The following is a 25,112-nucleotide window of genomic DNA, read 5'->3' as shown; positions in this document are numbered from 1 at the left end:
AGTGTCCGGCCGGACTTTCAAGGCTCTGGCCCCGGAAGGCCCCCCAACGCGCTTCCGGGGCCAGAGCCTTATCTTGTCGTTTGTGTCCTGGTTCTTGGGACCTGTCCCTTCCTATTCCCTCCCCGGCTGTAGGGTATTGCCGTGGCAGCGGATCCCTTTCGGACTTCACCCTTTAGCCTGATCAGGCGCTGGTTTTACGTTGCGGCACTTGCCGCCGTCGTGATGGCAATCGGAGCCGCGATGCTGCCGGGCAGCACCGCGGCTTATGCCGCCCTCCCCGGCACCACGGCTGGACAGGACGAGGCTCCGGCGGAGGCCGGCGACGCCCCGCTATTCGGCGCCGAGCTGGACTGGGGTTCCGACAGCACGCAGGCCTACGCCGACCGGCTGGGGGCGTCCGCGGCCGTCTACGACCACGAGATGCCGTGGCCGCTCCAGGACGCGGAGCGGCGCTACCTCGAGGGCTTCCTGCACCAGGCCGCTGCGGAGGGTTCGCACGCCGTGCTCTCGATCCACCCCACCGTTCCCCTGGCGCGATTCGACGCAGCCGGGGCAGCCAAACTAGCGGAGGGGCTGCAGTCGCTAAGCGAGGGGTTCGAGGGGAAGCTCTTCGTCCGTTTCGCCCCGGACATGAACGCCAGCTGGATGGCTTGGGGCCAGCAGCCCGCCGCTTACACGGCGGCGTTCCGGGCGGTGTCCGAGGCCGTCCACGAACGGCTTCCAGGCGCGGTCATGGTGTGGTCTCCTTACGCGGCACAGGACTACCCCTATGGCAAGAGCAAGCACGCGCCGCAGCCCGGCAGCGGTGAGTTCAGCCTGCTGGACACGAACTCCGACGGCGAATGGGACCAGGAGGACGATGCCTACGCCCCGTACTATCCCGGCGACGCCGCGGTGGACTGGGTGGGGCTTTCCGCCTTCCATGACGAGACGCGCGGCGGACCCGCGACCAACACCGTCCCGCAGGCCGGCGCCTTCGCCGGACTGCTGGATTCCGAGGACTTCTACGAGCGATATGCCGAGGAGGCCGGCAAGCCGCTCATGGTCCGCACCGCCGCGTTCTTCAGTCCGGGCGCCGGGGGTGCCGGGGCTGCGGCGATCAAGAGCGCCTGGTGGAAGCAGGTCTTCCGGGCGGCCTCGGCGGACCACCGGGCGATCGGCGCCGTCATCTGGATGGAGACGACGACGCAGCGGGCACTGGGCGAAACTACGGTCGACTGGCGGGTCAGCTTCGACGGCACGCAGGCGGCCGCCTTCCGGGCCGGCCTCGCAGACTCGGCCCTGGCCACCGCCCCGGTCACCGAGCGGGCCGCCGGCACCGGGGCCGCGGGCGAAGGGACCGCGCTCAGCGGCATCCCGGCGTGGGGCGCGGTCGCCGCAACGCTCGCCGCCGCGGCCATCCTGTGGTTCCTCCCGACCCGACGGGGAGCGGCGCGGTCCTGGGCCTACGCGGAGGAGACGCGGCGGGACCTGCGCGTGGACCTGCTGCGCGGGGTGGCCATTGTCTTCGTCGTCGTCAACCACCTGGGCCTGGTCTCGCTCTTCCAGCTGCTGAGCCAGGAAGCCGTCGGCGTGGTGTCAGGGGCCGAATTGTTCGTGCTGCTCTCCGGCACCGTGCTCGGCATGGTCTACGGCCCGCGCGTCGCCGACGGCCTGGGCGACGTCGTCGATGCCACGGCGCGGCGGGCCGGAAAGCTCTACCTGACCGCGCTGGCCGTGGTGGTCGCGGTCTTCGCGCTGAGCTGGCTGCCGACCGTGGATTCCGACGCCGTCACCACCTTCTCCGACCAGGGCACCGGAGCCGCGGGGCGCGCGGCCGCCGGCCGCACCTACGACCTCTACTCCGGCATGGACGGCATCCTGCAGTATCCGGTGCCCGGCAACGTGGTCCCGCAGATCCTCAGCCTGCAATTCGGCCCGTGGCAGTTCAACATCATGGGCCTGTACGTGATCCTGCTGCTGGCCAGCCCGCTCATCCTCGCCGCCCTGGCCCGGAAGAAGGCCTGGCTGGTCCTCCTCCTCAGCACCGGACTCTACGTGCTCGGCTCGACCGCCCGGATCCGCCTGTTGCCGTCGCAGTTCGAGGACTCCTTCCCGCTGCTGGTGTGGCAGCTGCTGTTCGTCGTCGGCATGGTCACCGGCTACCACCGCCGCGCGATCGTCGCCTGGTTCTCCCGGCACCGGATCGTGCTCGCCGGCTGCGTCGGGCTGGCCGCGCTGTTCGCCCTCTTCTCCTGGTGCAACCCGTACCTGGCCAATGCCTACGACGTGCGGCTGGCGCTGCTGCCGGACGCGCTCTACCAGGACATCTACGACCGCTACTTCAACCGGACGTTCCTCGGTCCGGGCAGGGTGCTCAACGTCCTGGTGGTCGTCGTCGCCGGGTACGCCCTGCTCAGCGCCTACTGGGCCGTGCTGAAGCGGGCCCTGGGCTGGCTGCTGATTCCCCTCGGCCAGGCGACGCTCTACGTCTTCATCATGCATGTGTTCCTCGTGCTGGTCATCGACAACATCCAGGTGCTGAACGAGGGCAGGGTCTGGCTCAACACGCTGGCCTACGCCGCTGTGCTGGCGCTGCTGTGGGTCATGGTCCGGACGCGGTTCCTGTTCCGGATCATCCCCCGCTGATCATGCCCGGGCGCAACCGGAGCGCTATGATTCGCGCATGAAACGATCGCTGGTCCGGCTCGTGGCCGCGTCGGCGGGACGGACCATTGCCGTCCTGGTCCTCGTGCTGGCGGCGTACTTCCTGCTGCCGATCGGCGGCTTCCGCCAGGGCGCCAACCTTGGCCCATGGCTGCGGCTGGCCGCTGTCGTCCTGGTTTTCAGCGCCGCGATGGCGTTCGCCGTGTGGCGGATCCTCGCGGCCGGCACACCACGGCTTCGGGCCGTGGAATTCGTCATCGAACTCGTGGTGCTCTTTATCTGCCTGTTCGCGCTGCTCTACCTCTCCCTTGCCGCGACGGATCCGGACGCGTTCAGCGAGCCGCTCGGACGGCTGGACGCGCTCTACTTCACGGCATCCACCTTCGCCACGGTGGGGTTCGGCGACATCACGCCCGTGAACGAAACGGCGCGGGTCGCGGTAACGGTGCAGATGTTGCTGGATTTGGGCGTGCTCGCGCTGATCGCCAAGACGACGTTCTTCGCGGCGGGCAGGCCGAGGCGGCAGACGCTGCGCTAGCGCGTGCCCTCGCCGTCAGGGGCGGGCTCCCCTAGCCTCACATGGCGGCGGGGTCCCGCTGGTCGCGGCGGAGCGGGTGGTCGGCGGGGACCTCGACGAGGACGATGCGCACGCCGTCCGGATCGGCGATCCACATTTCGATCAGGCCCCACGGCTCCTGCTGCGGCGCGCGGAGGACCTGCACCCCCGCTTCCTCCAGCCGGCGGTGCTCGGCGCGCACATCCCGGACCTGGATCCACAGCTCCATCCGGCCCGGTCCTTCGGCGTCCCGCCGGCCGGACACTTCGAGCATCCCGTTGCCCAGGAAGAAGACCTGTCCCGGGTCCTTCGGGTCGCCGAACTCCCGGTAGACGGCCAGGCCGAGGGTGTCCCGGTAGAAGGCCTGGCTCTTGCCGGGATCGGTGGGGCGAAGAATGATGCGGCTGCTCAGTGGCTCCATTCGGCCGATCATGTCACACATCCCGCGCGGCCGGTGTCTTGGGTATGTCGGTTTGGAGCGAACAAAGGAGTTTACGGTGGCTGTACAGCGGGTAGTCATCATCGGGGCCGGGTATGCGGGAGTGCTGGCGGCCAACCGGCTCGCGGCAAACAAGGAGCTGGCCGGGCGCGTCGGCGTCACCGTGGTCAACCCGCGGCCGGACTTCGTCGAACGGATCCGGCTGCACCAGGTTGCCGCCGGGACCAGGGAATCCGCCTCGGTGCCGCTGGAATCGCTGCTGCACCCGGACGTGGCCGTCGTCGTCGGACGGGCCGCGCGCATCGATCCGCGGGCGCGGCTGGTCCGCTTCACGGACGGCCGGGAGCCGCTGGCCTATGACTCGCTGCTCTACGCGGCGGGCAGTTCCAGCCCCGCGGCCGCCGGTGCCTGCGGGCTGGCGGACGAGGAATCGGCGGCGCTGCTGCGGACCCGGCTGGCCGGCCTGGCACGGGGTGCAGCGGTGGACGTAGTCGGCGGCGGGCTGACCGGAATCGAGGCCGCCGCCGAGATCGCGGAGCGGCATCCGCGGCTGCGGGTCCGGCTGGTATCGCGCGGCACCATCGGGTCCGATCTGTCGGCGGCCGGACGGCGCGAGCTGCGGAGGACACTGGCCGGCCTCGGCGTCGCGCTGGCGGACCGCACCGAGGCGCAACGCCCCGACGCAATGCACCTGCCGCCGTCGTCCGCGGATACCGCCCCGGCGAGCCCGGTGCACGCCGACCTGACCGTGTGGACCGCGGGCTTCGCCGCGCCGGAACTGGCGCGGGACAGCGGCCTGCCCACCGGGGAACACGGCCGGCTGCTGGTGGACGAGGCGCTCTCGGTGCCCGGGTATCCCGAAATCTTCGGCGCCGGGGACGCGGTCCGGCTTCCCGATTCCGTCGGCGCCCACCTGCGCATGTCGTGCGCCGCGGCCATGCCGCTCGGTGCGCAGGCGGCGGACGCGATCGCGGACCGGATGCTAGGCCGCGCTCCCCGATCCTTCTCCGGCGGGTTTATCGTGAGGTGCATCAGCCTGGGCCGCTCGGCGGGGCTGATCCAGCTGGTGCATGCGGACGACCGGCCGCGCGGGCTGGCGCTGCACGGCAGAATGGGGGCCATGGTGAAGGAACAGGTGTGCCGGATGACGCTGGCGTGGATCCGCAAGGAGGCCCGCGGCGGCTCGTACGGCTGGCCCAAGGGACCCCACCCGACGGCGGACCGGGAACTGGCGGGGGCACGCTGAATGGGCTCCGCCGAGGCCTTCGAAGAGCACCGCCCGCTGCTCTTCGCCATCGCCTACGAGATCACCGGCACGGCCACGGATGCCGAGGACGTGGTCCAGGACAGCTACCTGAAGTGGGCGGAAGTAGCGGACGACGGCGTGCACAACCCGCGCGCCTACCTCGCCAAGGTCGCGACCCGGACCGCGCTGAACTCGCTCCGTTCCGCCCGGCGGCGGCGCGAGGACTACATCGGTCCGTGGCTGCCGGAGCCGATCCTGACCGGACCCGACGTGGCCGAGGACGCGGTGCTGGGCGAGGCGCTTTCGGTTGCGATGCTGGTGGTCCTCGAGTCGCTCACGCCGGATGAGCGTGCCGTCTTTGTCCTGCGCGAGGTCTTCGACTTCCCCTACACCGACATCGCCGAGGCCACCGGCAAGTCCGCGGCCGCGGTCCGCCAGCTGGCGCACCGGGCCAGGGAGCACGTCCGGGAGCGGCAGCCGCGGTTCGACGTCGACGCCGCCCGGCAGCGCCAGGTCGCGGACCGGTTCATGGCGGCGACGCTCGGCGGCGACCTGCAGTCCCTGATGGACCTGCTCGCGCCCGGCGCCGTCCTGCTGTCCGACGGCGGCGGCAAGGTCTCCGCGGCGCGCCGGCCCGTGCTCGGGGCGGACCGGGTAGCCCGATTCCTGGCCGGCCTCGCGGCGAAGGGCCTGCCGGACATGCGCGTGGAATTCTCCACCCTGAACAACCTGCCCGGCCTGCTGCTCTTCAGCGGAACGCGGCTGGACCTGGCCGCCATGGTCGAGGTACAGGACGGGCTGGTCACGGGCGTCTACATCGTGCGCAACCCGGACAAGCTCGCCGGACTCGCGGACGGCGCGGCCGTCAGACCTTGATCAGCAGCTTCCCGAAGTTGCGCCCTTCGAGCAGCCCGATGAAGGCCTGCGGGGCACTCTCGAGGCCCTCCACGACGTCCTCGCGGTACTTCATCCGTCCCTCGGCGACCAGCCGGGCCATGTCCTGCTGGAAGCCGTCCCAGTGCTTGGCACGGAACTCGGTCTGGATGAAGCCGCGGACGGTCAGGCTCTGGTTCAGGACGGCGCGCATGAAACCGGGCAGCCGGTCCGGCCCTTCCGGGACGCCGGTCGCGTTGTACTGCGCCACCATCCCGCAGACCGGCATCCGCCCGTACAGGTTCAGCAGCGGCAGCACCGCCTCGAGGACCTTGCCGCCGACGTTCTCCCAGTACACGTCGATGCCGTCGCGGCAGGCGGACTTCAGCCGGTCGGCGAAGTCGGCCGACCGGTGGTCCACGGCCGCGTCGAAACCGAGTTCGTCCACCAGATAGGCGCACTTCTCGGCGCCGCCGGCAACGCCCACGGCCCGGGCGCCGGCCGCCTTGGCCAGCTGTCCGACGGCCGAGCCGACCGGCCCCGCGGCCGCCGCGACCACGAGCGTCTCGCCCGCCTGGATCCTGCCGATCTCCGCCATGCCCGAATAGGCGGTGAAGCCCGGCATGCCGAGGACGCCGAGCGCGGTGGACTCCGGCAGGCCGTTGTCCGCAATGCGGCGGGCCATCTTTCCGGGCACGACGGCGGCGCTTTGCCACCCGCCGTAGGTCGCCACCAGCTGGCCGGCGGCGAAGTCCGGGTGCCGGCTCTCCACCACCTCGGCCACGGTCTCGGCGGGGAGGACCTCGCCGAGCGGAGTTGGCTTGGCGTAGGACTTGGCCGCGCTCATCCGCCCGCGCATGTACGGGTCCAGCGAGATGTAGCGGTTGCGCACCAGCAGCTGCCCGTCGGCCGGCGCCGCCAGCTCGGCGGTGTCGGTGCGGAAGGTCGATGCGGTCGGCGTGCCCTCGGGCCGTTCGGCCAGCACGATGCGGGTCGTGGAGTGCGTCGCAGAATGAGCCATGCATTCAGGCTAGCCTCCCCCGCCGCCCGGCGGTGAGCCTGCATCCGATTCCGGAGGCCGCTGCGGGCCGCGGAACTCATGCCGGACGCGGGAGGTTAAGAAGACGGGGCCTGATCGCACAACGGTCCGACCACACCAACCAAAGGAGCCGCACGTGGGAATGTTCGACAAGCTGGTCCGCAAGGGCAAGACCATGGCCATGCAGTACGCGAAGGAACAGCTGTCCCGCCGCACCGGGCAGCAGCACCCATCCGGCGGGACCCAGGGCGGCTACGGCCAGGGCCAGGGGTACGGCCAGCCCGGCTACGGTCAGGACCAGGGGTACGGCGGCCGGCAGTCTCCCTCCGCTCCGAACCAGTCCGGCGGCCGCCCGCTGCAGGGCCAGGATGCCGACCAGGCGGCGATCGCGAAGTACAAGTACATGCTGCACACCGCGCCGCCGCAGGACATGGAACGCGCGCACGCCGAGGCCTTCAGCCGGCTGACCCCGCAGCAGCGGGCGATGCTCCGGGACGAGCTCAATAGCCAGTTGCCGGCCTCCGAGCACGCCGGCTCGGACCGGCCGGAGGTCCTGGCCCGCACCGCCACCCGCGCCGAGGTCTCCCGTCCCGGCTTCATGGAGCGCATCCTCGGCCGCGGCGGGCAGGGCGGCGGCCGGCTCGCGGCGGGTGCTGCGGGGGCGGCCGGCGGCCTGGGCGCTGGCCTCCTGGCCGGCGTCGCCGCCGGTTTCGTCGGCTCGGCCATCGCGGGACCGCTGCTCGAGGGGTTCAGCGGCATCGGCGAGGGGATTGCCGGCGCCGCCGAGGGAGTCGGCGACGGGATCGCGTCCGCCGGCGAAGGCTTCGGCGACCAGGGCGGCTTCGGCGGTTTCTTCGGCGAGGCCGACGGCGCGTTCGGCGACTTCGAGCTCTAAGGCAGGTTGACGACGGCGGCCGGCCGGCCGCCGTCGTACCCGTCATATCCTGGCCGTCACCCTGTGCCCGTTACATCGTGCCCGTTACGCCGTGCAGGCCGCCCTCGCCGGTCGCCTAGGCGCGGTCCGCGCCCTCGGACGCCTCGCCGTCGTTCTCCTCTTCCGGTTCCGGGGCCACCACCAGCAGGGCGGTGCCCTGGTAGGCCTCCAGCTGGATGTAGAAGCTGTGCAGGTCATCCACCGTTCCGACCGCCTCGCCGCTGAACGCATCCGTCACCTCGGCGCCGGTGGCCAGCAGCTCGGAGCGGACGGTGCCGGCGATGTCCTGGTCGGAGAAGTTCAGCACCGTGACCTCGCGGTCGCCCGAGGGAAGATCGTGCACCATCACGAGCATTCCCCGGTGCGAGACGTCCGGCACGTCGATCAGCCCGCTCTTGGCGATGCCGTGCTGCTCGCGGACGGCCAGGATGCGGGAGAGCTGCCGGGCGAAGGACTCCTCGTCCGCCATCTGCTCCGGCAGCGTGCCGTACAGGGCCTTGGCCTTCGGCATGCCGGCGGCGGAGGTCTGCGCGGAGGGGTTGAAGCCCATCAGGTCGTGGGCGCCGCGGTTGATCCAGCGGGTATCGCCGCGGGAGAGCAGCTCGGCCACCTTGGACCGGTCCAGCGTCAGCATGCCGCACAGGTCCCAGCCGGAGAGCGCGAAGACGCCCGGCTGCAGCGCGTTGTACATGGCCAGCAGGAGGTGGACGCGGCGGATCCTCTCGACATCCTCGACCGTGATCGCGTTGAAGTCGCGGATGCCCAGCACCGCGGTGATCACGCTGGCCGTGGTGCAGGCGATGCCGTTGGCCGTGAACACCAGGTTGTACGGGGCGGCCTCGCCCGTGATGCCGTCCCGCAGGTTCTGCTGGATCCGGTGCGCGAGTTCCGCCCCGGTGAGTTCGCCGCCGTCGTACTCGAAGACCTCGTCCTTGTGCTTGGTGATGAAGTGGACCAGCTCGTAGGTCAGCTCGTCATGGTTCTGCATCGCGTGCACCAGGGAGGCCTGGTCCACGCCGATCTCCATGGCCTGGCGCAGGGTCAGCCGGAGGAACTCGGTATCCGCCATCACCAGCGCGTGGTGGTAGGCGGGCCGGGTGACGAAGTCGTAGGAGAGGTCCGGCCCGGTCTCCGACGTCGCCTTAATGTCGTCGATGCTGAGGTTGAGCTCCTGGAAGGTGAACCCGCCGACCTTGCGGACCATGCTGCCGATGATCTGGTTGGCCGCTTCGGACAGCGGGTGCCCCTCGGACCAGCCCGGCCGCTCCTCCGCGCTCTTCTCCACGCCGAGGAAGCCGTTGGCGTCCAGCCGCAGCGCCCCGGTGCCGAGGTCCACGAGGGAGTGCAGGGCGTCCCCCATGACCATGCGCATGCCGGAGAACGTGGGGTCCAGCCAGTTGATCGAGGGCTGGCCCGCCTTGAAGTAGTGCAGGTAGACCCAGCGCCGCATCTGGCCGGCGGTGTCCATCACCGCGCGGGTGGCGCTCCAGTTGGTTTCCTTCACGCCCGGCTCGTAGAAGATCACGCGCTGCAGTTCGCCGATGATATATCCGGCCTGCTGCAGCGCCCGCTCCGTGTCGGCGTCGATGTTGACGGAATCATCCCCGTCGGGAACGTCCGGCAGCAGGTGCCAGTCCGATTCCGGGATGTCGATCATGTGGTAGATGCCCGGGTAGTCCCGGTAGTTCATCTCCGCCAGCCGGAAGTCCGCGCCCTTGCCCGTGTGGCCCGGGACGATGTCGTCCACGATGGTGCCACCGTGCTCGGTGGCCACCTCGCACATCGCGCGGAACTCGTCCTCCGTGCCGAACAGCGGGTCGATCGCCATGCTGATCCGGTCGAAGTGCCCGTCCACGCTGGGCGTGTGCTCCCAGCCCTTGAGCCCGCCGGCCAGCTTCACCGGCCCGGTGTGGATGGCCTTGATGCCGATCTCCTCGAACGACTGCCACAGGCCCGGGTCGCCGAGCGCCGCCAGGAAGGTCTGTGCCGGCCCGGTGATGAGCGAGAGCGGGTAGGCCGTGAACCACACGGACGCCCGGTCCACGGCGGCGCGGGGGTTCGGGTAGGCGAAGGGGTTCTGCCACATGCTCGCCTGGCCCGAAAGCTGGCGCGCAATGACCTTCGCGTCACCGAGCATCGACTGATTGCGCAGCCACTCCACGTAGACGGGATTACGCGCGTCCGCCTCGAACGGGGGCTGGCCGGGCGTCCACGGACGACGGCGTGCCCGCGGCCGCAACTGCCGAGGGCGGGCGGGGTAGAACTGTTCGTCGTAGCTGATTTCCGGGGCGGGGGCCTCGGCAGCCTCCTCCGGTACGGCCTCGCTGTCGGCGACGTCTGCGGCGCGCTCTTCTGAGGCCTGCTCCGTCGATGCGAGCGAATCGGCCATCGGCTCATCTCCTTGAACATCGGTGCTATGGACGCCGGAACCGGCTGCATCCCACACTGCCAGACGCATAGGTAGGCCGCCAGTAGGGACGCCCACTCCGCGCGGACGGGATGCAACAACGACGACGGCGCCTTGCCACGGCTTCCGGGTGACGGGTGCGATTTCGCTGCGGCGTCCGCTGTGCTTAGCGTTGTCCCCATGAGCATGCCGCCGGTCGCCAAATCCCCCGTGACGTCGGGTTACGCGGGTGCGCTGGGGCTGGTCCTGGCGGCGATCCTGTGCCAGCAGGTCGGCGCCGCGCTGGCCGTGCTGGTCTTTCCGGCCGCCGGGCCGCTGGGCATGGTCTTCCTGCGGCTGTTCTTCTCGGCCGTGGTCCTGCTGGCCTTTGCCCGGCCCCGGCTCCGCGGGCATGGGAAGGCGGCGTGGTGGACCGCGGCGGGGTTCGGCGCGGCGATGGCGGCCATGAATTCGTTCTTCTATGCGGCGATCGACCGGCTGCCGCTCGGCGTGGCCGTCACCCTCGAGGTCCTGGGTCCGCTGGTGCTCTCCGTCGTCGCCAGCCGGCGCTGGATCGCCGTCCTCTGGGCCGTGCTCGCATTCGCCGGCGTCGCCCTGATCAGCCGCGGCGGCACCGACGGCGGCATCGACCCCCTCGGCGTCCTGTTCGCCTTGGGGGCCGCGGCCTGCTGGGCCTTCTTCATCCTGCTCAACGCCCGGACCGGCGCCGCCTTCCCCGGCTTGGGCGGACTCGCGCTCGCCATGGCCTTCGGCACGGCCATCACCATCCCGGGCGCGGTCCTCACCGCCGGCACCGCGCTGCTGGATCCGCTGATTCTCGCCGTCGGACTGGGCGTCGCCCTGATGTCGTCCGCGCTCCCCTACGCCTTCGAGCTCATCGCGCTTCGGCGCATCCCGGCGGCGACCTTCTCCGTGCTGACGTGCCTGGCTCCCGCCGTCGCGGCGCTGGCCGGGTTCGCCGTGCTGGGCCAGGAACTCGGCTGGAGCCATCTGGTGGCCATCGCCCTCGTCATCACGGCCAGCATCGGCGCCGTCCGGACCTCCCCGCAGCGCTAGCCGTCCCGCCCCGTCGGCGGCCGACCGGCGGTGGGACCGACGGGAAATCGGCATCTTTGACGGTTCCCGACAGGTTTTGACCGGGACTGGATGGCTCTGACCTGCGTGGATGCTATGGCATCCACGGGAAAGTCTGCGGATTTCCGTCGGCCAGCCCAAGGCCATGGCCGCGCGCGAATGCCTGCCCATCGACCGGCTTGCCCTCCTCAACCGGCACCCCAACAGCTCGAGCCAGTCGAGCGGCTCCTGTGACCAGGCGCCTATGATGAGTCCAAAACTGCGACGGGAGGGCACCCATGGCTGGGCCCGGATTTCTGGCTGTTGTCAACGCGTCGGCCGGAACCGCCGACGAAAACGCGGTCGAGTCCGCACTCGGCGTGCTGCGCCGCGCCGGCCACCCGGTGGAAACGGCCGCCACGCACAGCGTCGACGAGCTGGACCGCGCGCTCGATGGCCTGGACGGGCGGCGGCTGGTGGTGCTCGGCGGCGACGGCTCGCTGCACGCGGCGGTGCAGTGCCTCCACACGAAGGGCCGGCTCCGGGACGCCGGACCCATCGGCCTCGTGCCGCTCGGCACCGGCAACGACCTGGCAGGCACCCTGGGCATCCCGCCGGATCCCGAGCAGGCGGCGGCCATCGTCCTCTCGGGCCGGCCGCGGCCCATTGAGCTGCTGGTGGCCGACGACGGCGGCATCGCGGTCAACGCGGTCCACGTCGGCATCGGAGTCGCGGCGGTCCAGAAGGGTGCGGCCGCCAAGAAGGCCTTCGGCCGGGTGAAACTGGGCAAGCTCGGCTACGCCGCCGGGGCCCTCGCGGCCGGCGCAACCGAAAAGGGCTGGCAGCTGGAAGTCACTGTCGACGGCAAGGTCATCCATCCCGGCGAGGATCCCGTCCTCATGGCCGCGCTGGCCCTCGGCGGCACGATCGGCGGCGGCGCCCGGCTGGTACCCGAGGCCGACCCCCACGACGGCCAGGTCGACGTCATCGTCTGGGAAGCCGTCAGCCTCCCGGCCCGGATCGCCTACGCCCTCGAGCTGAAGGACGGCAACCACGCGAAGCGGAAGGACGTGACTGCCGGGCGAGGCACCGCCGTCGTTATTTCCGGGACGCACGGTCCGTTTTCCACCATTGACGACGGCGAAATCCGCGGCCCCTACACCCGCCGCTCCTGGACCGTGGAGCCGGACGCCTGGCAGATCATCGTCCCGAAGTAGCTCCGCCCGCAGTAGCCTCCGTCCGCGCGGTCAGGCACGCCCCTTGAGGATCAGGTGCCAGTAGATCTGCGGGAAGATCCGCCGGTCCAGCACCCAGGCCCAGCGGCGCTCCTTGACCGGGTCCAGCCAAGGGAACGTCGGCATGGGACGGTACTGGTGGTCGAACTCCGCGAACAGGACCGTGTGCCGCGTCAGGGTGAACGGGCAGACGCCGTAGTGGTTGTAGCGCTGCTGCGGCTCGCGCCCGGCCAGTACCGCCTTGAGGTTCTTGGCGAGCACCTTGACCTGTTTGCGCAGGGCCCCGCCGCACTTGGAGTTCAGCGTCGCCGCCGCATCGCCCAGGGACCACACGTTCGGATAGCGCCGGTGCCGGAGCAGCTCCGGGTCCACCTCCACGAAGCCGCCGGCGTCCCCCGCGGCCGGCAGCGCCGTGGATTTCAGCCAGTCCGGCGCGGATTGCGGCGGCACCACGTGCAGCAGGTCGAAGGCGAGTTCCTCGGTCCCGGCAGGGCCGGACAGGGACACCGTCCGGCGCGCGGCATCCACGCCGGCGAGCGTGGTACCGGTCCGCAGCTCGATCCCGTACTCCGCAACCTTGGCGTCGAGCAACGTGTCCACGCCCTCGACACCGAAGACCGTGGGCGTGGGGACCACGAGGACCACCCGGATGTCGCGGAGCACGTCCTGTTCGCGCCAGTAGTCGCAGGCCATGTAAGCAATTTTCTGGGCCGCGCCGGCGCACTTCGCGGGGCCGGGCGGCTGCGTGAAGACGGCCGTCCCGTGCCGCAGGGAGCGCACCAGCGCCCAGGTCTTTTCCGGCATCGCCGGATCGTAATTGGACGTCACGTCCGGCGAGGCCATGGCCTCCGCGAGGCCCGGCACGCCGTCCCAGTCCAGCTGCAGGCCCGGACACACCACGAGCTGCCCGTAGCCCACCCGGCTCCCGTCCGCGAGGACCACGGCGTTTTCCTCCGGCAGGATGTCCGCCACGGAGCCCCTGATCCATTCGACCCCGCGCGGCATGACCTTGGCCTGGTCCCGCATGGCCTCGCTCATGTTGGCGGCACCCGCGCCGATGTGGGAAAACAAGGGCTGGAAGTAGTGGGTAGTGCGCGGCTCGACCAGCCCGATGTCCCCGACCTTGTACCGCCGCAGCCGGGCGGCGAGCGAGATGCCGGCGTTCCCGCCGCCGATAACCAGCACCTCGTGGCGGGCCGGCATGTCAGTCCTCCGCCAAGGCGTCGGCCCGGTGCGCCGCGCGGGCCCCGGTGCCCTCCGACTCGACGACGAACATCGGATTATCCTCGCTGGCCCGGAAAGTATGGCCGTCCAGCTGGAAGTCGCTGGTCTTGCGGTCGATAATCTTCCCGCGGGTCCGGCCCTGCGGGGTGTTCCAGCTGACGTGTGTTCCTGCCTTCATCGCCAATGTCCTTCCCTGGAGCCGGCGCCGGGCAACACCTCCAGTGCACCCCGGGGACACGGCGGGGTCAAGGGGCTAGGTGTATTCGGCGGTCACCAGGATGGGCAGGTGGTCGGATACGCCGCGCGGCAAGGTCTCCACGCCCTTGATGTCCAGCCCTAGCGAGGTGGCGAAGTCGAAATGCCCCTTGAAGACGGCGTAGCGCGTGTAGGTCCGGCGGTTGCTCAGCGAGAGTTCGTAGCCGGTTTCCTTCAGGTGCTCGGTGAGGCTCTTGGTGAAGAACGGATAGTTGAAGTCGCCCACCATGAGGGTCTTGGCGCCGCCCATGCCCAGCAAGGCCGCGTGGCCGGCGCGGATCTGGTGCCGCCGGAGTGAGTTGGTCGCGGTCAGCGGCGCCGCGTGGAAATCCCCGACCACCACCTCGCGCTCCGTCTCATCGTCCACCAGCCGCACCCCGAGCAGCCGCTCGTGCGCCGGCGACAGCACGTAGTCGTGCAGCGACTTCTTCAGCGAGAAGGTGTTGGTCTCCAGCGAAGTGAAGCGGCTGCGGCGGTAGTAGACGGCGAGCCCCAGCCGGTTGCCCTTGGTGGAATCGGCGAGTTCCAGGTCGTCGAGTTTGTGCGGCAGCTTCTGCGTGTCGCACTCCTGCAGGCACATCACATCGACGTCGTAGTTGACGCTCAGGTCCATGAGCTCACCGCTCGCGGCATGCTTGCGGAGGTTGTAGCTGATGACGTTTAGCACTGGAATTCTCCTGTCCCGGGTCTGCAGCCGAACTGCGTCTGGAGCAATCCTATGCACGACGGCGGTGCCCGCGGCGTTCGCCGGCGAATGTCCGGAAATGTGTCTGTCGCCGCCCGCCCTCCGGGGAATCGGCCGGTTTCAGGCGCCTTGTGGCCTTCAGCTCCTCGACGCTATTCGCAGCGGCACGCTGCTGAAAACCCCTGCGCGATCAGCGGCACCGGCCCCGGCACTCAAGCACGTCGGGGGTCCAGCAGGTGTCAATGACCGTGGTCGACGCGATCTGCGGCCGCTAAGCTACCAACGTCATAAGCACCGCCTACGACGCGCTTCGGCTGGCCGACAACGTCCGCCACGACCACGCCCTTATCCATGGGACACCCAGCACATGAACATCACTGAGAACGACCTGGCGATCCGGCGGAATCCGTGGACCGCGGGCGCCGACCTTGCCGTCCCTGCCCGCCGCTTCATGGAGGACAATCTCCAGGCCAAGGCGCTCCGATGACGCTGCCGGAACTGCTGGAACGGGCCTCCACCCTCGCCGACCCGCGGGGCGGCCGGGCGGTCATCGGCATCGTGGGCGTGCCGGGTGCAGGCAAGAGCACCCTGACAGAAGCCTTGGTCCGCGCGCTCAACGCGCCGGCGGCGGGGCCCGAGGAGGCCCGCTTTGCCCACGTGCCGATGGACGGGTTCCACCTGTCCGACGTCGAGCTGAGCAGGCTCGGCCTGCTGGACCGCAAGGGGGCGCCGGACACCTTCGACGCCTACGGCTATGCGGCCCTGCTGGCGCGCCTGCGGACCGAACGCGGCCACGCGGTCTACGCGCCCGGCTTCGAGCGGGTACTTGAGCAGCCCGTCGCCGGAACGGTCCCGGTCTTCCCCGCCGCGGAAACCGTGGTCACCGAGGGCAACTACCTGCTGCTGGACCGGCCGGGCTGGCGCCAGGTGCGGCTGCAGTGCACCGAGGTCTGGTACTGCCAGCAGGACGATGCCCTGCGGATCCAGCGGCTGACCGAACGCCACATCCTCTTCGGCAAGACCCCGGAGGCGGCTGCGGCCTGGGTCCGCGAGGTGGACGAACGGAACGCCGAGCTCATCCGCGCCACCAGGGACCGGGCGGACCTCGTCGTCGACCTGGAATCCATCGCTGCCGGGTAAGCCCCGCGCACCCGGCGGCCCCGATTTTTCCGCTTCCAGCCGTTGCGGAACAAAGCGGCGGCCGCCGCGCGTTGGGCGGGCATGGACACAAAGCGCGGAAGCATCGTCATCATCGGCTGCGGCGACCTGGGGACCGAGGCCGGGCTGCGCTTCGCCGGGGCCGGCTACCGCGTGCAGGGCTGGCGGCGGCGGCCCGAACTCCTGCCCGCCCAACTGGCCGGCGTGCAGGCGGACCTGGCGGGGCCCCTGCCCGAGCTGCCGGCGGATGCCGAAGCCGTGGTGTTCGCCCCGGCCGCCCCCGAACGCAGCGTCGAGGCGTACGAGGCCACCTACCTGCGCGGCCTGGAGCGTGTGCTGGATGCCATCGATTCCGGACCCGCGGCCCCCGCCAGGATGCTGCTGGTCTCCTCCACCGCGGTGTACGGCGACGCGGACGGGGCCTGGGTAGACGAGGACACTCCCGCGGTGCCGGCGACGCCGACCGGCAAGGTCCTGCTGGAGACCGAGGAACTGCTCCTCCGGCGCCGGCCGGACGGCCTGGTCCTCCGACTGGCGGGCATCTACGGTCCCGGCAGGACCCGGCTGATTGACCAGGTGCGCTCCGGCACGGCGTCCGCCCCGGCAGGGCCCCATCCGACCAACCGGATCCACCGCGACGACGCCGCCGCCGCGATCGTCCACCTCATCCGTTCGGATGCCTCCCCCGGCACCTACATTGGGGTGGATGACGCGCCGGCGGAAATGTCCGACGTCGTAAATTTCCTTGCGCGCGAAACGGGCGCCTCCGCGCCGGCACAGACGGATGGAAAGGCCGCCAGGGGCGGCAACCGCCTGCTCTCGAATACGCGGCTGCGCGGGACGGGCTTCGAGTTCGCCTACCCGGACTACCGCTCCGGATACCGGGCGGTACTGGCCGGGCAGGGCACGCGGCACCCGTAATCAGGCGATGAGCCGCAGGTTGCGGGCGGTGGCCACGGCCTCGAGCTGGCTGTGCGCGCCGAGCTTGGCGAGCACCGACTTGATGTAGCCGCGGCAGGTGTTGAGCGAGATGTCGAGGTCGCGGGCTGCGGCACGGGCGTCGTTCCCGCACGCCAGGATGCCCAGGACCTGCAGCTCCCGCCTGGTCAGTGCCGGGCCGTCGAAGCTGACGCCCTCGGCCCCGAAGGAGGGAATCAGGAAGGAGGGGTGGACCGCCATGGCCGTGGGAGTGGCGTAGCGCAGCGCCTCCACCACCGACGACAGCGAGGCGTCCAGCGGCAGCAGCCCGCTCACGCCTGCCTCCACCACCCGCAGGAGCTCCTCTGACGAGAGGTCGTCGGCGAGCAGGATGATCCTCGTTCCGGGCAGCCGCTGCAGGATCTGCTCCGCGGCGTCCAGCCCGCTGCCGCCGGGCATGCGGTAGTCCATGAGCACCACATCGGGAGCCTGTTCGCCGCACAGCGCAACCGCCTGGTCGACCGTCGAGGCGAAGCCAGCCGGGTGCAGGTCGTCGTGGCGGGCCAACGAGGCGACCAGCAGCTCGCCCACCAGGGCATGCCTGCTCACCACCACGACCCGGGAGACCCCGATACATTGCGTGCTCATGCCACGCGCCCTCCTCCGCCACTACGAGGCGTTCCGGTCCGGCCGGAACGCAGGTACCTTTACCAGCTGCTCCAGTTTCCCGGGCAAACCTCAAGGACAGACCCTGCGGGGCCGCAATTCCTGCTCAAGAATCGGCGGCAGACGCCCGGGCCCGCTGGAAGCCCCTGTGGTGAATGGTTATGATCGATTACTAGACAAGCAAGATTTACGTCTATCGAAGGACCGAGAACGTGCAGGAAAAAGCCGGAGCGGGAGGCTACTGGTACACGCAGGACACGGAGCAGCAGGCCGGCGCCGTCGGCGTCCTCAACGCGCTGCGTGAATACCGCGCCTCCGAGGCCGCCATGCGCAGGCGCACCCGATCCTCCATGGGGATGGGCGAAACGGACCTGCTGGCCCTGAGGTACCTGCTCCAGGCCGAGGCGCAGGGCAGGGCCGTCGGCCCGAAGGAGCTCGGCGCCCAGCTGGGGGTCACCTCGGCCTCCATGACGACCCTCATCGACCGGCTCGTCAAGACCGGCCACATCCGCCGGGAGCCCCACCCCACCGACCGCCGGGCGCTCATCCTCCGCCCCACCCCCGGCTCGGACGAGGAGGTGCGCCGCACCCTCGGACTCATGCACCAGCGCATGATCGCGGTCGCCGGCTCCCTCTCCGCCAAAGAGGCCGAGATCATCGCCACCTTCCTCACCCGGATGCGCGATGCCGTCGACGCAATCGACTCCACGGAAGATGTCTGATACGCCTCGCTCCTTGAGTGGACTTAATCGCTAAACCCCCATATAACTAGTTAGGCGAGATACTTTCACCCTGAACTATCAGCAAGATTAGGAGTTCGCTGTGACTGAAGTAGTTGACCCGATCCAGGTAACCGGCCTGCAGTCCGTCTTCGACGGCGAGGGCAGCGCAGCAGATACGGCTTTCGGATTGGCCGCGATGGCGCCGGCACCCGAATCCTTCGATGGGCCGGCGGCCCCCATCCATTGCCGCCGCCCCATGACCCTGGCCGAGGCGGGGGCCTCCGGGTCCACTGAGCTGGAGTGGTCCTGCGCGTGCGGCTTCCGCAAAGACACTGCACCGGCACTGACTTTTCACCCGCTGGACAGCGTCTGGCTGGCGGCCGCACGGCTCGAAAGCCTCCAGTGGGAACTAGACGCCGCCCAGGAGGCGCTCGCCAACGCCGTAAGGGCGGCCGCAGCGCAGGGAGCGGAGCGGACAGCACTCCGCACGGCCGCCGGCTTCACCGCGGCCGAGCTCGAAGCCGTGCTTCGGTGACCCGCCCAGGCCCAGCCACCAAGCACAGGGAAACAGTCCGTCCCGCCCCGACCGCGCCGGCGGCCTTCGGACCGCACCCCATCGCCGGGCGCTACCAGCTCGGCCCCGTGCTGGGCAGCGGTTCGGAGGCGGTGGTGTACAACGCCGAGGACCTGCGCACCGGTGAGCGCGTGGCGGTCAAGATCTTCCGGCCCGAGGCGTCCCACGCCGACGCGCGCTTCCAGCGCGAAGTGGACATGCACCGGCGCCTCCACCACTGGGCGGTCGTGCCGGTGCGGGACCATGGCCGGATCCCGGCGGACCACTACGGCGATGCGCCGCGGCGTTTCACGGTCATGGAGCTGGTGGAGGGACGGAACCTGCGCAGCATCCTGTACGCCGGTGCGGCAACCCCGGCCATGACCGCCGCGTGGCTGGGCTCCATCCTGGACGCGCTCGTGCAGGTGCACCGGAAAGGCATCGTCCACAACGACATCAAACCAGCGAACATCCTGGTCACGTCCGCCGCCGACGGCTCGCCCTCCGTCGTCGCCAGGTTGACCGATTTCGGTGTCGCCACGAGCCGGCGCCATGCGCCGCTGGCGTCCACGTCCGGCACCGCGCACTACATCAGCCCCGAAGAGGCGTTCGGGACCAAGGCCACGGCGGCCAGCGACATCTACGCGCTGGGCCTGGTCGCCTTGGAATGCCTGACCGGTGCCAAGGCCTTCCCCGGAACCGCCGTGGAATCGATGGTCGCCCGCACCCTGCGCGGCCCTGCCCTCCCCTACACCCTGGGGCGGCGCTGGAACGCCCTGCTCGGGACCATGACGGCGGCGCGCCCGGAAGACCGCCCCACCGCCCGCCAGGCCCTCCGCCTGCTCCACCGCATCAACCGCTGAAACACCAGTGCGGACCTGCCGCTCACGGATTCGGCTCTCCGTCCTCCAGGAGTCCCATGAACATCGTCCTGTGCAGGATCGCCACATGCCGCCGGGATACGTCGACAGCAGCAAGCACGTCCCTTGAGCGCAAGGCCTCGACCAGCCGGACGTGGTCCCGGTTGGAATTGTGCAGGTGCTCGATCGGGTACGGCAGGAAGTAGGCGTACAGGTCTGCAAGCGCATGGTTGTATTCGTCGACAGCAGTGCCCATCCCTGAGCAGCGCGCCACCAGCCGGTGGAACTCGTCGTCGGCCTGGTGGTACTCCGACCAGCCGGTGGCGCCGGCCATCCGCTGGGTGAGCCGGTCCAGCTCCTCCAACTGCTCCTCGGAGGCATTCAACGCGGCATAGTGCGTCACGGTGCATTCAAAGAGCAGGCGGCGGTCCACCAATCGGTGGATGGCCGTGAACTCTTCCGGCCCGGCCGTGAGTTCCTGCAGCAGCTGCCGGGGCGGTTCGTCGGCGACGAACGTGCCGCCGCCGCGGCCGCGCCGACGCACCACAATGCCCTGCTCGGCCAGGTTCGTCAGCGCCCGCCGCGCGGTGATCGGACTGACGGAGAGCCCGCGGGCCAACTCTTTCTGGTCGGGCAGCCGCTCCCCCGGCCGCAGCAGGCCGAGCAGGATCGCGGTGCTGATCCGAAACCGCACTGCATCGATCGCGCTGCGGCGATCAATGCCGGCCAGCACGCCCTCGTCGATCGCAGAGCCCGCCGCTTCAGGCAGGGCACGCTCCGACGCTGCGGTTCCGGTGGTCATAGGGACAACCATACGGGCCTCATCCAACCCCTTTCCTTATTAGTTCAACTTGATCTATTATGTCACAAGTCACTCACGATCGACTGGAAGCTACCTATGGAGAGACACCTCCCCCTCATTGCGGCGCAGGCCCGGCCGCGCCTCATCGGCGAACCGGTCTCCGCCTTTGCGGACGAGGCCGACAGCGCGTTGTCCAGCTATCCTTCGGCCAAGCTGTTGGTCTTTCCCGAGCTGCACCTCTTCGCCGACGGTTCCCCGGACCTCCAGCGCACCGAGGCCCTGCAGGACAGCGCCGAACCGCTCGACGGCCCGCGGGTCCGCGAACTGCGCCGGCTCGCCGGCGACCTCGGCGTCTGGCTCGTGCCCGGCAGCGTCTGCGAGCGCGGCCCGGAAGGCCAGCTCTTCAACACCCAACTGGTTCTCTCGCCTGCCGGGGAACTCGCCGGCTACTACCGCAAGATCTTCCCGTGGCGGCCGCATGAGCCTTACGATCCGGGCGACAGCTTCACCGTCGTCGATTTAGACGGCATGGGCCGGGTGGGCCTGCACATCTGCTACGACGCCTGGTACCCGGAAGTCACCCGCCAGCTGGCCTGGATGGGCGCCGAGGTGATCCTCAACGTCGTCAAAACCACCACGCCCGACCGCCGGCAGGAACTGGTGCTCGCGCAAGCCAACGCGATCGTCAACCAGGTCTTCATGGTCAGCGTCAACTGCGCCGGACCCACCGGACAGGGCCGCAGCCTGATCGTGGATCCGGAGGGAAACATCATCGCGGAAGCCGGGGACGATGCTCCGGCACTGCTCGCCGCGGAACTCGACCTCGGCGTCGTCGACCGCGTCCGGAAGCACGGAACCGAAAACGTGAACCGCCCGTGGTCCCAATTCCACCCGGGGGAACCACCCATCGAGCTGCCCATCTACCAAGGCCGGATCGACCCGGCCCATTGGACCCCGAGGGTCCCGGACACGAGGAACATCTAAGTGAGCACACCCATTTCCCCTGCGCCTGCACTGACCCGAACGCTGAAACTGCCGTCGCTGGTGCTGTTCGGCCTGGCGTACCTGACGCCCCTGATCGTCCTTGGCATCTTCGGCGTGATCGCGGAGACCACGGCCGGGGCCTCTCCCTCGGCCTATCTCGTCGCCATGATTGCCATGCTCTTCACCGCGCACAGCTACGGCCGCATGGCCATCGCCTACCCGGTGGCCGGCTCCGCCTACACGTACGTGCGCAAGTCCATCGACCCCCGCGTCGGCTTCCTGGTTGGCTGGGCCATCCTGCTGGACTACCTCTTCCTGCCCATGGTGATCTGGCTGATCGGCGGCTCCTACCTGACTGCGCAGTTCCCCGGCGTGCCGATCGCGGCCTGGATCATCGCTTTCATCGCTGTCACCACCCTGCTGAACATCCTGGGCATCAAGGTCGCAGACAAGGCCAACTACGTCCTGATGGCATTCCAGCTGCTGGTCATCGTGTTCTTTGTCGGGCTGTCCATCGGACATATCGTCTCCGGCTCGGGTGCCGGCGGACTGATCAGCTCCGAGCCCTTCATCAATCCGGAATCCGGTTTCGGCGCCATCACGGCCGGCGCGGCCATCGCCGCCTATTCGTTCCTCGGCTTCGACGCCGTCACCACGCTCACCGAGGAGACCGTCGAGCCGCGGAAGAACATGCCGCGGGCCATCATGCTCATCGCGCTGATCGGCGGCGGCATCTTCATCACCGTTTCCTACTTCACCCAGCTCGTGCACCCCGGGGGCGCCTTCGAGGATTCCGCCTCCGCCGCGAGCGAGATCGCACTGCAGATCGGCGGGCAGCTTTTCGGCGCGGTCTTCCTCGCCGGGCTGGTGGCAGCCCAGTTCGCCTCCGGCCTCGCCGCCCAGGCCAGCGCGTCGCGCCTGCTCTACGCGATGGGACGGGATGCTGTGCTGCCTAAGGCGGTCTTCGGCCGGCTCAACCCCCGCTTCCACACACCGGTGATCAACCTGGCGATTACAGGCGCAGTCGGCCTGATCGCCATCTTCCTCGATGTCGCGACCTCGACGTCGTTCATCAACTTCGGGGCGTTCACCGCCTTCACGCTGGTCAACGTCTCCGTTATCTTCCACTTCTTCCGGCGGCGGCGCGAAGGCATCGCACTCAACCCGTTCGGCTACCTTGTCGCCCCCATTGTCGGAGCCATCGTCTGTGCGTACCTGCTCTCGCGCCTGGACGTCCACGCGATTACGCTCGGACTGATTTGGCTGGTGGTCGGAACGATCCTGCTGGCTTTCATCACCCGGGGCTTCCGGACCGCCCCGCCGGAGATGAAGGCCACCGAGGAAGTCGCCGCCTAGCAGCGGCAGCGAGGAGGGACCGGACCATGCGTATTGCGCTGGGACAGCTTGCGTCAGGGCACGACGTCGGTGCGAACCTTGCCGCCATCGACGCTTCGCGGGTGCCGCGGCGGAAGGCGGGGCGCAGCTGCTGATCCTGCCCGAATACGCCACCTACGACAAGAAGGTCCTGGACGCTTCCTTTCCGGAAGTTGCCGAGCCGCTGGACGGCCCCATCTGCGCAGCCCTCGCGGAGACCGCCCGGCGGCACGGCATCGCCCTCGTGGCCGGGGTCGTCGAATCGAGCGACGAACCGGGCCGCGCCTACAACACCCTCGCCGTCTTCGCGGCCGACGGTTCCCGGCTCGCCAGCTATCGGAAAATCCACCTCTTCGACGCCCAGGGCTACACCGAGTCCCGGTTCATCAGGCCGGCGCCCACCGCCGATCCTGTCGTCTTCGACCTCGGCGGGGTCCGCTTCGGCCTGATGACCTGCTACGACCTCCGCTTCCCGGAGCTTTCACGGGCGCTGTCCGACGCCGGCGCGCAGGTCCTGCTCGTTTGTGCGGCCTGGGTCCCCGGCGAACACAAAACGAACCAGTGGCTCAGCCTCACCGCCGCCCGCGCCATCGAGAATGGCCTCTACCTCGCCGGCGCCTGCCAGTCCCCGCCCAACTCCATCGGACACAGCGTCGTCGTGAGCCCGATGGGTGCGCCCCTGCAGCAGCTCGGCACCGAGCCGGGTCTCGCCGTCGTCGATGTCCCGGTGGAGGCCGTCGACACCACCCGCGCAGCATTCCCCATGCACCGCCAGCGCCGGCTGCGCTGACCAGCCCCACTACGCCGTCCCTCGTGGGATGGCCACATACCGACGCGTCGTGTATCGTATAACCGCTGCCTGGAGCCGTTGGGGTTTTACTTGTTCGGCAGCATGGGGAAAGACAAGGTTGGGGGACCTTCAATGTTGGGGAAAATCATCGCTGCCGTCTTCACGGCTGCCCTGCTGCTGGGCGGCCTGGCCGCACCGGCAGAGGCCGCCGGCGTCTACAAGGCGTCGCTGCGCACCGCCGCGCGTTCGCTTCCGGTCGCGGCGGAGAAAAACACCGGCTACGACCGGGACCGCTACTTCGGCGACTGGAAGGACACCAACCGGGACTGCCAGAACACCCGGGCGGAGGTGCTCATCCAGGAATCCAAGGTCCGCACGACCTACACAACATCCAGGGGCTGCACGGTCCGGAGCGGCAAGTGGGTCACGAACTGGGACAACCGCACGCACTATTCGGCGTCGGCCGTGCAGATCGACCACCTCGTCCCGGTGCATGAGGCGTGGGGTTCCGGGGCCCGTTCCTGGTCGCAGGCCCGCCGCGTCGCCTTCTACAACGATCTGGGCGACGGCCGCCTCCTGAATGCGCAGACGTCCAAGCTGAACTCGGCCAAGCAGGCCAAGGGCCCGGAGGACTGGATGCCGGCCAAGAACCGCTGCAAGTACGTGGCGGACTGGGTCGCCATGAAGATCCGCTGGGGCCTGAAGGCGGACAGCCGGGAGCGCGCGGCCCTGATCCGCTACGCCGACTCCTGCCCCGCGGCGACCATCAAAGTCACCCGGGCCTGAGTCCCGCCCGGCGGTAGGAGTACGACGGCGGCGCGCGGGGTTCCGTAACTTCGGAACCCGGCGCGCCGCCGTCGTTCGCGGATTAAGGGACCAGGTACTGGCTGTCCCGGGCATCCGTGATGAGCATGTGTCCGGGCGCGTGGCCGATGGCCAGCGCGGGACGGGACTCCATCACCGCCGCCTGCGGGGTGACGCCGCAGGCCCAGAACACCGGAACGTGGCCCTCGGGAATGCGCACCGGGTCGCCGAAGTCCGGCCTGGCCAGGTCCGCGATGCCCAGTTCCTCCGGATTGCCCACGTGCACCGGGGCGCCGTGCACGGCGGGGTAGCGGGAGGTGATGCGGACGGCGTCGGCCACCTGGGACGCGGGAACCGGGCGCATCGAGACCACAAGCGGGCCCGCCATCGAGCCGGCCGGTTCGCAGCGCACACCCGTCCGGTACATCGGAACGTTCACGTTCTGGTCGATGTGCGCGATAGAGATGCCGCCTTCGCGCAGCGCGGACTCGAAGGTGAACGAGCAGCCGACGATGAAGGTGACGAGGTCGTCCCGCCAGTACTGCATGATGTCCGTCGGCTCGTCGACCTTCTGCCCGTCCCGGTAGACGGTGTAGCGCGGCACGTCGGTGCGGATGTCGCCGCCGGCCAGCAGCGTCCCGCTGGTTTCGCCCGCGTCGAGCACGCCGAGCACCGGGCACGGCTTCGGGTTGCGCTGCGCGAAGAGCAGCACGTCGAACGCCAGCTCCCGCGGCACGATGATGAGGTTGGCCTGGGCGAAGCCGCGCGACCAGCCGGCAGTGGGGACAGCCAGCCCGGAGCGGAAGGCGGCGCGCGCCTCGGCCGGAGTGAGGGCGCCCGGGTCGGCCGGAAGGGTGGCGGTGCCGGCGGCCTGTGCGGTATCCACGGG

Annotated in this window: 25 protein-coding genes; 16 read left to right on the top strand and 9 right to left on the bottom strand. The window is 69.7% G+C overall.

Annotation, left to right across the window (positions count from 1 at the left end; genetic code table 11):
- The first annotated feature begins 222 nt into the window (after window positions 1-222).
- Both opgC and WFH44_RS18740 read left to right on the top strand, forming a co-directional pair.
- On the top strand, window positions 223-2,628 hold the full coding sequence (gene opgC, locus WFH44_RS18745; protein WP_336715787.1) for an OpgC domain-containing protein: 2,406 nt from the start codon (window positions 223-225) through the stop codon (window positions 2,626-2,628).
- A gap of 37 nt (window positions 2,629-2,665) precedes the next feature.
- A complete protein-coding gene (locus WFH44_RS18740; protein WP_336715786.1) occupies window positions 2,666-3,184 on the top strand; it encodes an ion channel in 519 nt (172 codons plus the stop codon).
- Between the two features lie 37 nt (window positions 3,185-3,221).
- Here WFH44_RS18740 and WFH44_RS18735 read toward each other — a convergent pair whose 3' ends face one another.
- Window positions 3,222-3,623 carry a VOC family protein gene (locus tag WFH44_RS18735; protein ID WP_336715784.1) on the bottom strand — a complete coding sequence of 134 codons (402 nt, stop codon included), beginning with the start codon at window positions 3,621-3,623 and terminating at the stop codon, window positions 3,222-3,224.
- A gap of 76 nt (window positions 3,624-3,699) precedes the next feature.
- Between WFH44_RS18735 and WFH44_RS18730 the strand changes: the two genes are divergently transcribed.
- Together WFH44_RS18730 and WFH44_RS18725 are read left to right on the top strand one after the other, a co-directional pair.
- Entirely contained in the window at window positions 3,700-4,887 is a 1,188-nt protein-coding gene (locus WFH44_RS18730; protein ID WP_336715782.1) for an NAD(P)/FAD-dependent oxidoreductase, read from the top strand.
- Window positions 4,888-5,763 (top strand): RNA polymerase sigma-70 factor, encoded by an 876-nt coding sequence (locus tag WFH44_RS18725; protein WP_336715780.1) that lies wholly within the window; start codon window positions 4,888-4,890, stop codon window positions 5,761-5,763.
- Here WFH44_RS18725 and WFH44_RS18720 read toward each other — a convergent pair.
- Window positions 5,753-6,781, bottom strand: a complete 1,029-nt coding sequence (locus WFH44_RS18720; RefSeq protein WP_336715778.1) for an NADP-dependent oxidoreductase — start codon at window positions 6,779-6,781, stop codon at window positions 5,753-5,755. The genes WFH44_RS18725 and WFH44_RS18720 overlap by 11 nt on opposite strands.
- A gap of 160 nt (window positions 6,782-6,941) precedes the next feature.
- On the opposite strand from WFH44_RS18720, the gene WFH44_RS18715 reads away from it, so the two are divergent.
- A complete protein-coding gene (locus WFH44_RS18715) occupies window positions 6,942-7,694 on the top strand; it encodes a hypothetical protein (RefSeq protein WP_336715852.1) in 753 nt (250 codons plus the stop codon).
- Window positions 7,695-7,809: 115 nt separating this feature from the next.
- Here WFH44_RS18715 and treS read toward each other — a convergent pair whose 3' ends face one another.
- Window positions 7,810-10,122: a maltose alpha-D-glucosyltransferase gene (treS, locus tag WFH44_RS18710; protein WP_336715776.1), complete on the bottom strand. Its 2,313-nt coding sequence runs from the start codon at window positions 10,120-10,122 to the stop codon at window positions 7,810-7,812.
- Between the two features lie 198 nt (window positions 10,123-10,320).
- Between treS and WFH44_RS18705 the strand changes: the two genes are divergently transcribed.
- Together WFH44_RS18705 and WFH44_RS18700 are read left to right on the top strand one after the other, a co-directional pair.
- Window positions 10,321-11,196, top strand: coding sequence for an EamA family transporter (locus WFH44_RS18705; RefSeq protein ID WP_336715775.1), 876 nt, complete (start codon window positions 10,321-10,323; stop codon window positions 11,194-11,196).
- A 296-nt stretch (window positions 11,197-11,492) separates the two neighbouring features.
- Window positions 11,493-12,410 carry a diacylglycerol/lipid kinase family protein gene (locus WFH44_RS18700; protein ID WP_336715773.1) on the top strand — a complete coding sequence of 306 codons (918 nt, stop codon included), beginning with the start codon at window positions 11,493-11,495 and terminating at the stop codon, window positions 12,408-12,410.
- Between the two features lie 30 nt (window positions 12,411-12,440).
- Here the strand turns inward: WFH44_RS18700 and WFH44_RS18695 are convergent, their stop codons facing one another.
- The 3 genes from WFH44_RS18695 to WFH44_RS18685 all read right to left on the bottom strand — a co-directional run bounded on the left by WFH44_RS18695 (window position 12,441) and on the right by WFH44_RS18685 (window position 14,574).
- A complete protein-coding gene (locus WFH44_RS18695; RefSeq protein WP_336715771.1) occupies window positions 12,441-13,631 on the bottom strand; it encodes an NAD(P)/FAD-dependent oxidoreductase in 1,191 nt (396 codons plus the stop codon).
- 1 nt (window position 13,632) lies between these two features.
- The gene (locus WFH44_RS18690) at window positions 13,633-13,830 is read right to left on the bottom strand and encodes a DUF2945 domain-containing protein (RefSeq protein WP_442892936.1); all 198 of its coding nucleotides are present in this window, start codon (window positions 13,828-13,830) and stop codon (window positions 13,633-13,635) included.
- A 75-nt stretch (window positions 13,831-13,905) separates the two neighbouring features.
- Window positions 13,906-14,574, bottom strand: a complete 669-nt coding sequence (locus WFH44_RS18685) for an endonuclease/exonuclease/phosphatase family protein (protein WP_336715768.1) — start codon at window positions 14,572-14,574, stop codon at window positions 13,906-13,908.
- A 501-nt stretch (window positions 14,575-15,075) separates the two neighbouring features.
- Here WFH44_RS18685 and WFH44_RS18680 point away from each other — a divergent pair.
- Window positions 15,076-15,732 (top strand): nucleoside/nucleotide kinase family protein, encoded by a 657-nt coding sequence (locus tag WFH44_RS18680; RefSeq protein WP_336715766.1) that lies wholly within the window; start codon window positions 15,076-15,078, stop codon window positions 15,730-15,732.
- 81 nt (window positions 15,733-15,813) lie between these two features.
- Window positions 15,814-16,671 carry an NAD-dependent epimerase/dehydratase family protein gene (locus tag WFH44_RS18675; protein WP_336715764.1) on the top strand — a complete coding sequence of 286 codons (858 nt, stop codon included), beginning with the start codon at window positions 15,814-15,816 and terminating at the stop codon, window positions 16,669-16,671.
- Here WFH44_RS18675 and WFH44_RS18670 read toward each other — a convergent pair whose 3' ends face one another.
- Entirely contained in the window at window positions 16,672-17,316 is a 645-nt protein-coding gene (locus tag WFH44_RS18670) for a response regulator transcription factor (protein WP_336715762.1), read from the bottom strand. It abuts the gene before it with no gap.
- 230 nt (window positions 17,317-17,546) lie between these two features.
- On the opposite strand from WFH44_RS18670, the gene WFH44_RS18665 reads away from it, so the two are divergent.
- The 3 genes from WFH44_RS18665 to WFH44_RS18655 all read left to right on the top strand — a co-directional run bounded on the left by WFH44_RS18665 (window position 17,547) and on the right by WFH44_RS18655 (window position 19,472).
- Complete coding sequence (locus WFH44_RS18665; RefSeq protein WP_336715761.1) at window positions 17,547-18,056, top strand: MarR family winged helix-turn-helix transcriptional regulator; 510 nt, start codon at window positions 17,547-17,549, stop codon at window positions 18,054-18,056.
- Window positions 18,057-18,156: 100 nt separating this feature from the next.
- On the top strand, window positions 18,157-18,591 hold the full coding sequence (locus tag WFH44_RS18660) for a hypothetical protein (RefSeq protein ID WP_336715760.1): 435 nt from the start codon (window positions 18,157-18,159) through the stop codon (window positions 18,589-18,591).
- A complete protein-coding gene (locus WFH44_RS18655) occupies window positions 18,588-19,472 on the top strand; it encodes a serine/threonine-protein kinase (RefSeq protein WP_336715758.1) in 885 nt (294 codons plus the stop codon). Before WFH44_RS18660 ends, WFH44_RS18655 begins: the two co-directional genes overlap by 4 nt.
- A 22-nt stretch (window positions 19,473-19,494) precedes the next feature.
- On the opposite strand, the gene WFH44_RS18650 is transcribed toward WFH44_RS18655, so the two are convergent.
- A complete protein-coding gene (locus tag WFH44_RS18650; RefSeq protein ID WP_336715756.1) occupies window positions 19,495-20,271 on the bottom strand; it encodes a FadR/GntR family transcriptional regulator in 777 nt (258 codons plus the stop codon).
- Between the two features lie 96 nt (window positions 20,272-20,367).
- On the opposite strand from WFH44_RS18650, the gene WFH44_RS18645 reads away from it, so the two are divergent.
- From WFH44_RS18645 to WFH44_RS18630, 4 genes are all read left to right on the top strand, one after another.
- On the top strand, window positions 20,368-21,255 hold the full coding sequence (locus WFH44_RS18645) for a carbon-nitrogen hydrolase family protein (RefSeq protein ID WP_336715755.1): 888 nt from the start codon (window positions 20,368-20,370) through the stop codon (window positions 21,253-21,255).
- The gene (locus tag WFH44_RS18640) at window positions 21,256-22,611 is read left to right on the top strand and encodes an APC family permease (RefSeq protein WP_336715753.1); all 1,356 of its coding nucleotides are present in this window, start codon (window positions 21,256-21,258) and stop codon (window positions 22,609-22,611) included. It abuts the gene before it with no gap.
- Between the two features lie 127 nt (window positions 22,612-22,738).
- A complete protein-coding gene (locus tag WFH44_RS18635) occupies window positions 22,739-23,419 on the top strand; it encodes a carbon-nitrogen hydrolase family protein (RefSeq protein WP_336715850.1) in 681 nt (226 codons plus the stop codon).
- Window positions 23,420-23,551: 132 nt separating this feature from the next.
- On the top strand, window positions 23,552-24,205 hold the full coding sequence (locus WFH44_RS18630; protein ID WP_336715751.1) for an HNH endonuclease family protein: 654 nt from the start codon (window positions 23,552-23,554) through the stop codon (window positions 24,203-24,205).
- A gap of 82 nt (window positions 24,206-24,287) precedes the next feature.
- Here the strand turns inward: WFH44_RS18630 and WFH44_RS18625 are convergent, their stop codons facing one another.
- On the bottom strand, window positions 24,288-25,109 hold the full coding sequence (locus tag WFH44_RS18625; RefSeq protein ID WP_336715749.1) for a putative hydro-lyase: 822 nt from the start codon (window positions 25,107-25,109) through the stop codon (window positions 24,288-24,290).
- Window positions 25,110-25,112: the final 3 nt, after the last annotated feature.

It is taken from the genome of Arthrobacter sp. USHLN218 (genome assembly GCF_037144715.1).
Taxonomy (GTDB): Bacteria; Actinomycetota; Actinomycetes; order Actinomycetales; family Micrococcaceae; genus Crystallibacter.
This window is presented reverse-complemented; position numbering and strand designations above follow the sequence as displayed.

Coding starts and splice junctions, on each gene's coding strand:
- WFH44_RS18720 (WP_336715778.1), bottom strand. CDS start 6,781: ATGGCTCATTCTGCGACGCACTCCACGACCCGCATCGTGCTGGCCGAA.
- WFH44_RS18690 (WP_442892936.1), bottom strand. CDS start 13,830: ATGAAGGCAGGAACACACGTCAGCTGGAACACCCCGCAGGGCCGGACC.
- WFH44_RS18630 (WP_336715751.1), top strand. CDS start 23,552: ATGTTGGGGAAAATCATCGCTGCCGTCTTCACGGCTGCCCTGCTGCTG.
- WFH44_RS18725 (WP_336715780.1), top strand. CDS start 4,888: ATGGGCTCCGCCGAGGCCTTCGAAGAGCACCGCCCGCTGCTCTTCGCC.
- WFH44_RS18735 (WP_336715784.1), bottom strand. CDS start 3,623: ATGGAGCCACTGAGCAGCCGCATCATTCTTCGCCCCACCGATCCCGGC.
- WFH44_RS18700 (WP_336715773.1), top strand. CDS start 11,493: ATGGCTGGGCCCGGATTTCTGGCTGTTGTCAACGCGTCGGCCGGAACC.
- WFH44_RS18645 (WP_336715755.1), top strand. CDS start 20,368: ATGGAGAGACACCTCCCCCTCATTGCGGCGCAGGCCCGGCCGCGCCTC.
- WFH44_RS18650 (WP_336715756.1), bottom strand. CDS start 20,271: ATGACCACCGGAACCGCAGCGTCGGAGCGTGCCCTGCCTGAAGCGGCG.
- WFH44_RS18715 (WP_336715852.1), top strand. CDS start 6,942: ATGTTCGACAAGCTGGTCCGCAAGGGCAAGACCATGGCCATGCAGTAC.
- WFH44_RS18740 (WP_336715786.1), top strand. CDS start 2,666: ATGAAACGATCGCTGGTCCGGCTCGTGGCCGCGTCGGCGGGACGGACC.
- opgC (WP_336715787.1), top strand. CDS start 223: ATGGCAATCGGAGCCGCGATGCTGCCGGGCAGCACCGCGGCTTATGCC.
- WFH44_RS18675 (WP_336715764.1), top strand. CDS start 15,814: ATGGACACAAAGCGCGGAAGCATCGTCATCATCGGCTGCGGCGACCTG.
- WFH44_RS18705 (WP_336715775.1), top strand. CDS start 10,321: ATGAGCATGCCGCCGGTCGCCAAATCCCCCGTGACGTCGGGTTACGCG.
- WFH44_RS18670 (WP_336715762.1), bottom strand. CDS start 17,316: ATGAGCACGCAATGTATCGGGGTCTCCCGGGTCGTGGTGGTGAGCAGG.
- WFH44_RS18680 (WP_336715766.1), top strand. CDS start 15,076: ATGACGCTGCCGGAACTGCTGGAACGGGCCTCCACCCTCGCCGACCCG.
- treS (WP_336715776.1), bottom strand. CDS start 10,122: ATGGCCGATTCGCTCGCATCGACGGAGCAGGCCTCAGAAGAGCGCGCC.
- WFH44_RS18695 (WP_336715771.1), bottom strand. CDS start 13,631: ATGCCGGCCCGCCACGAGGTGCTGGTTATCGGCGGCGGGAACGCCGGC.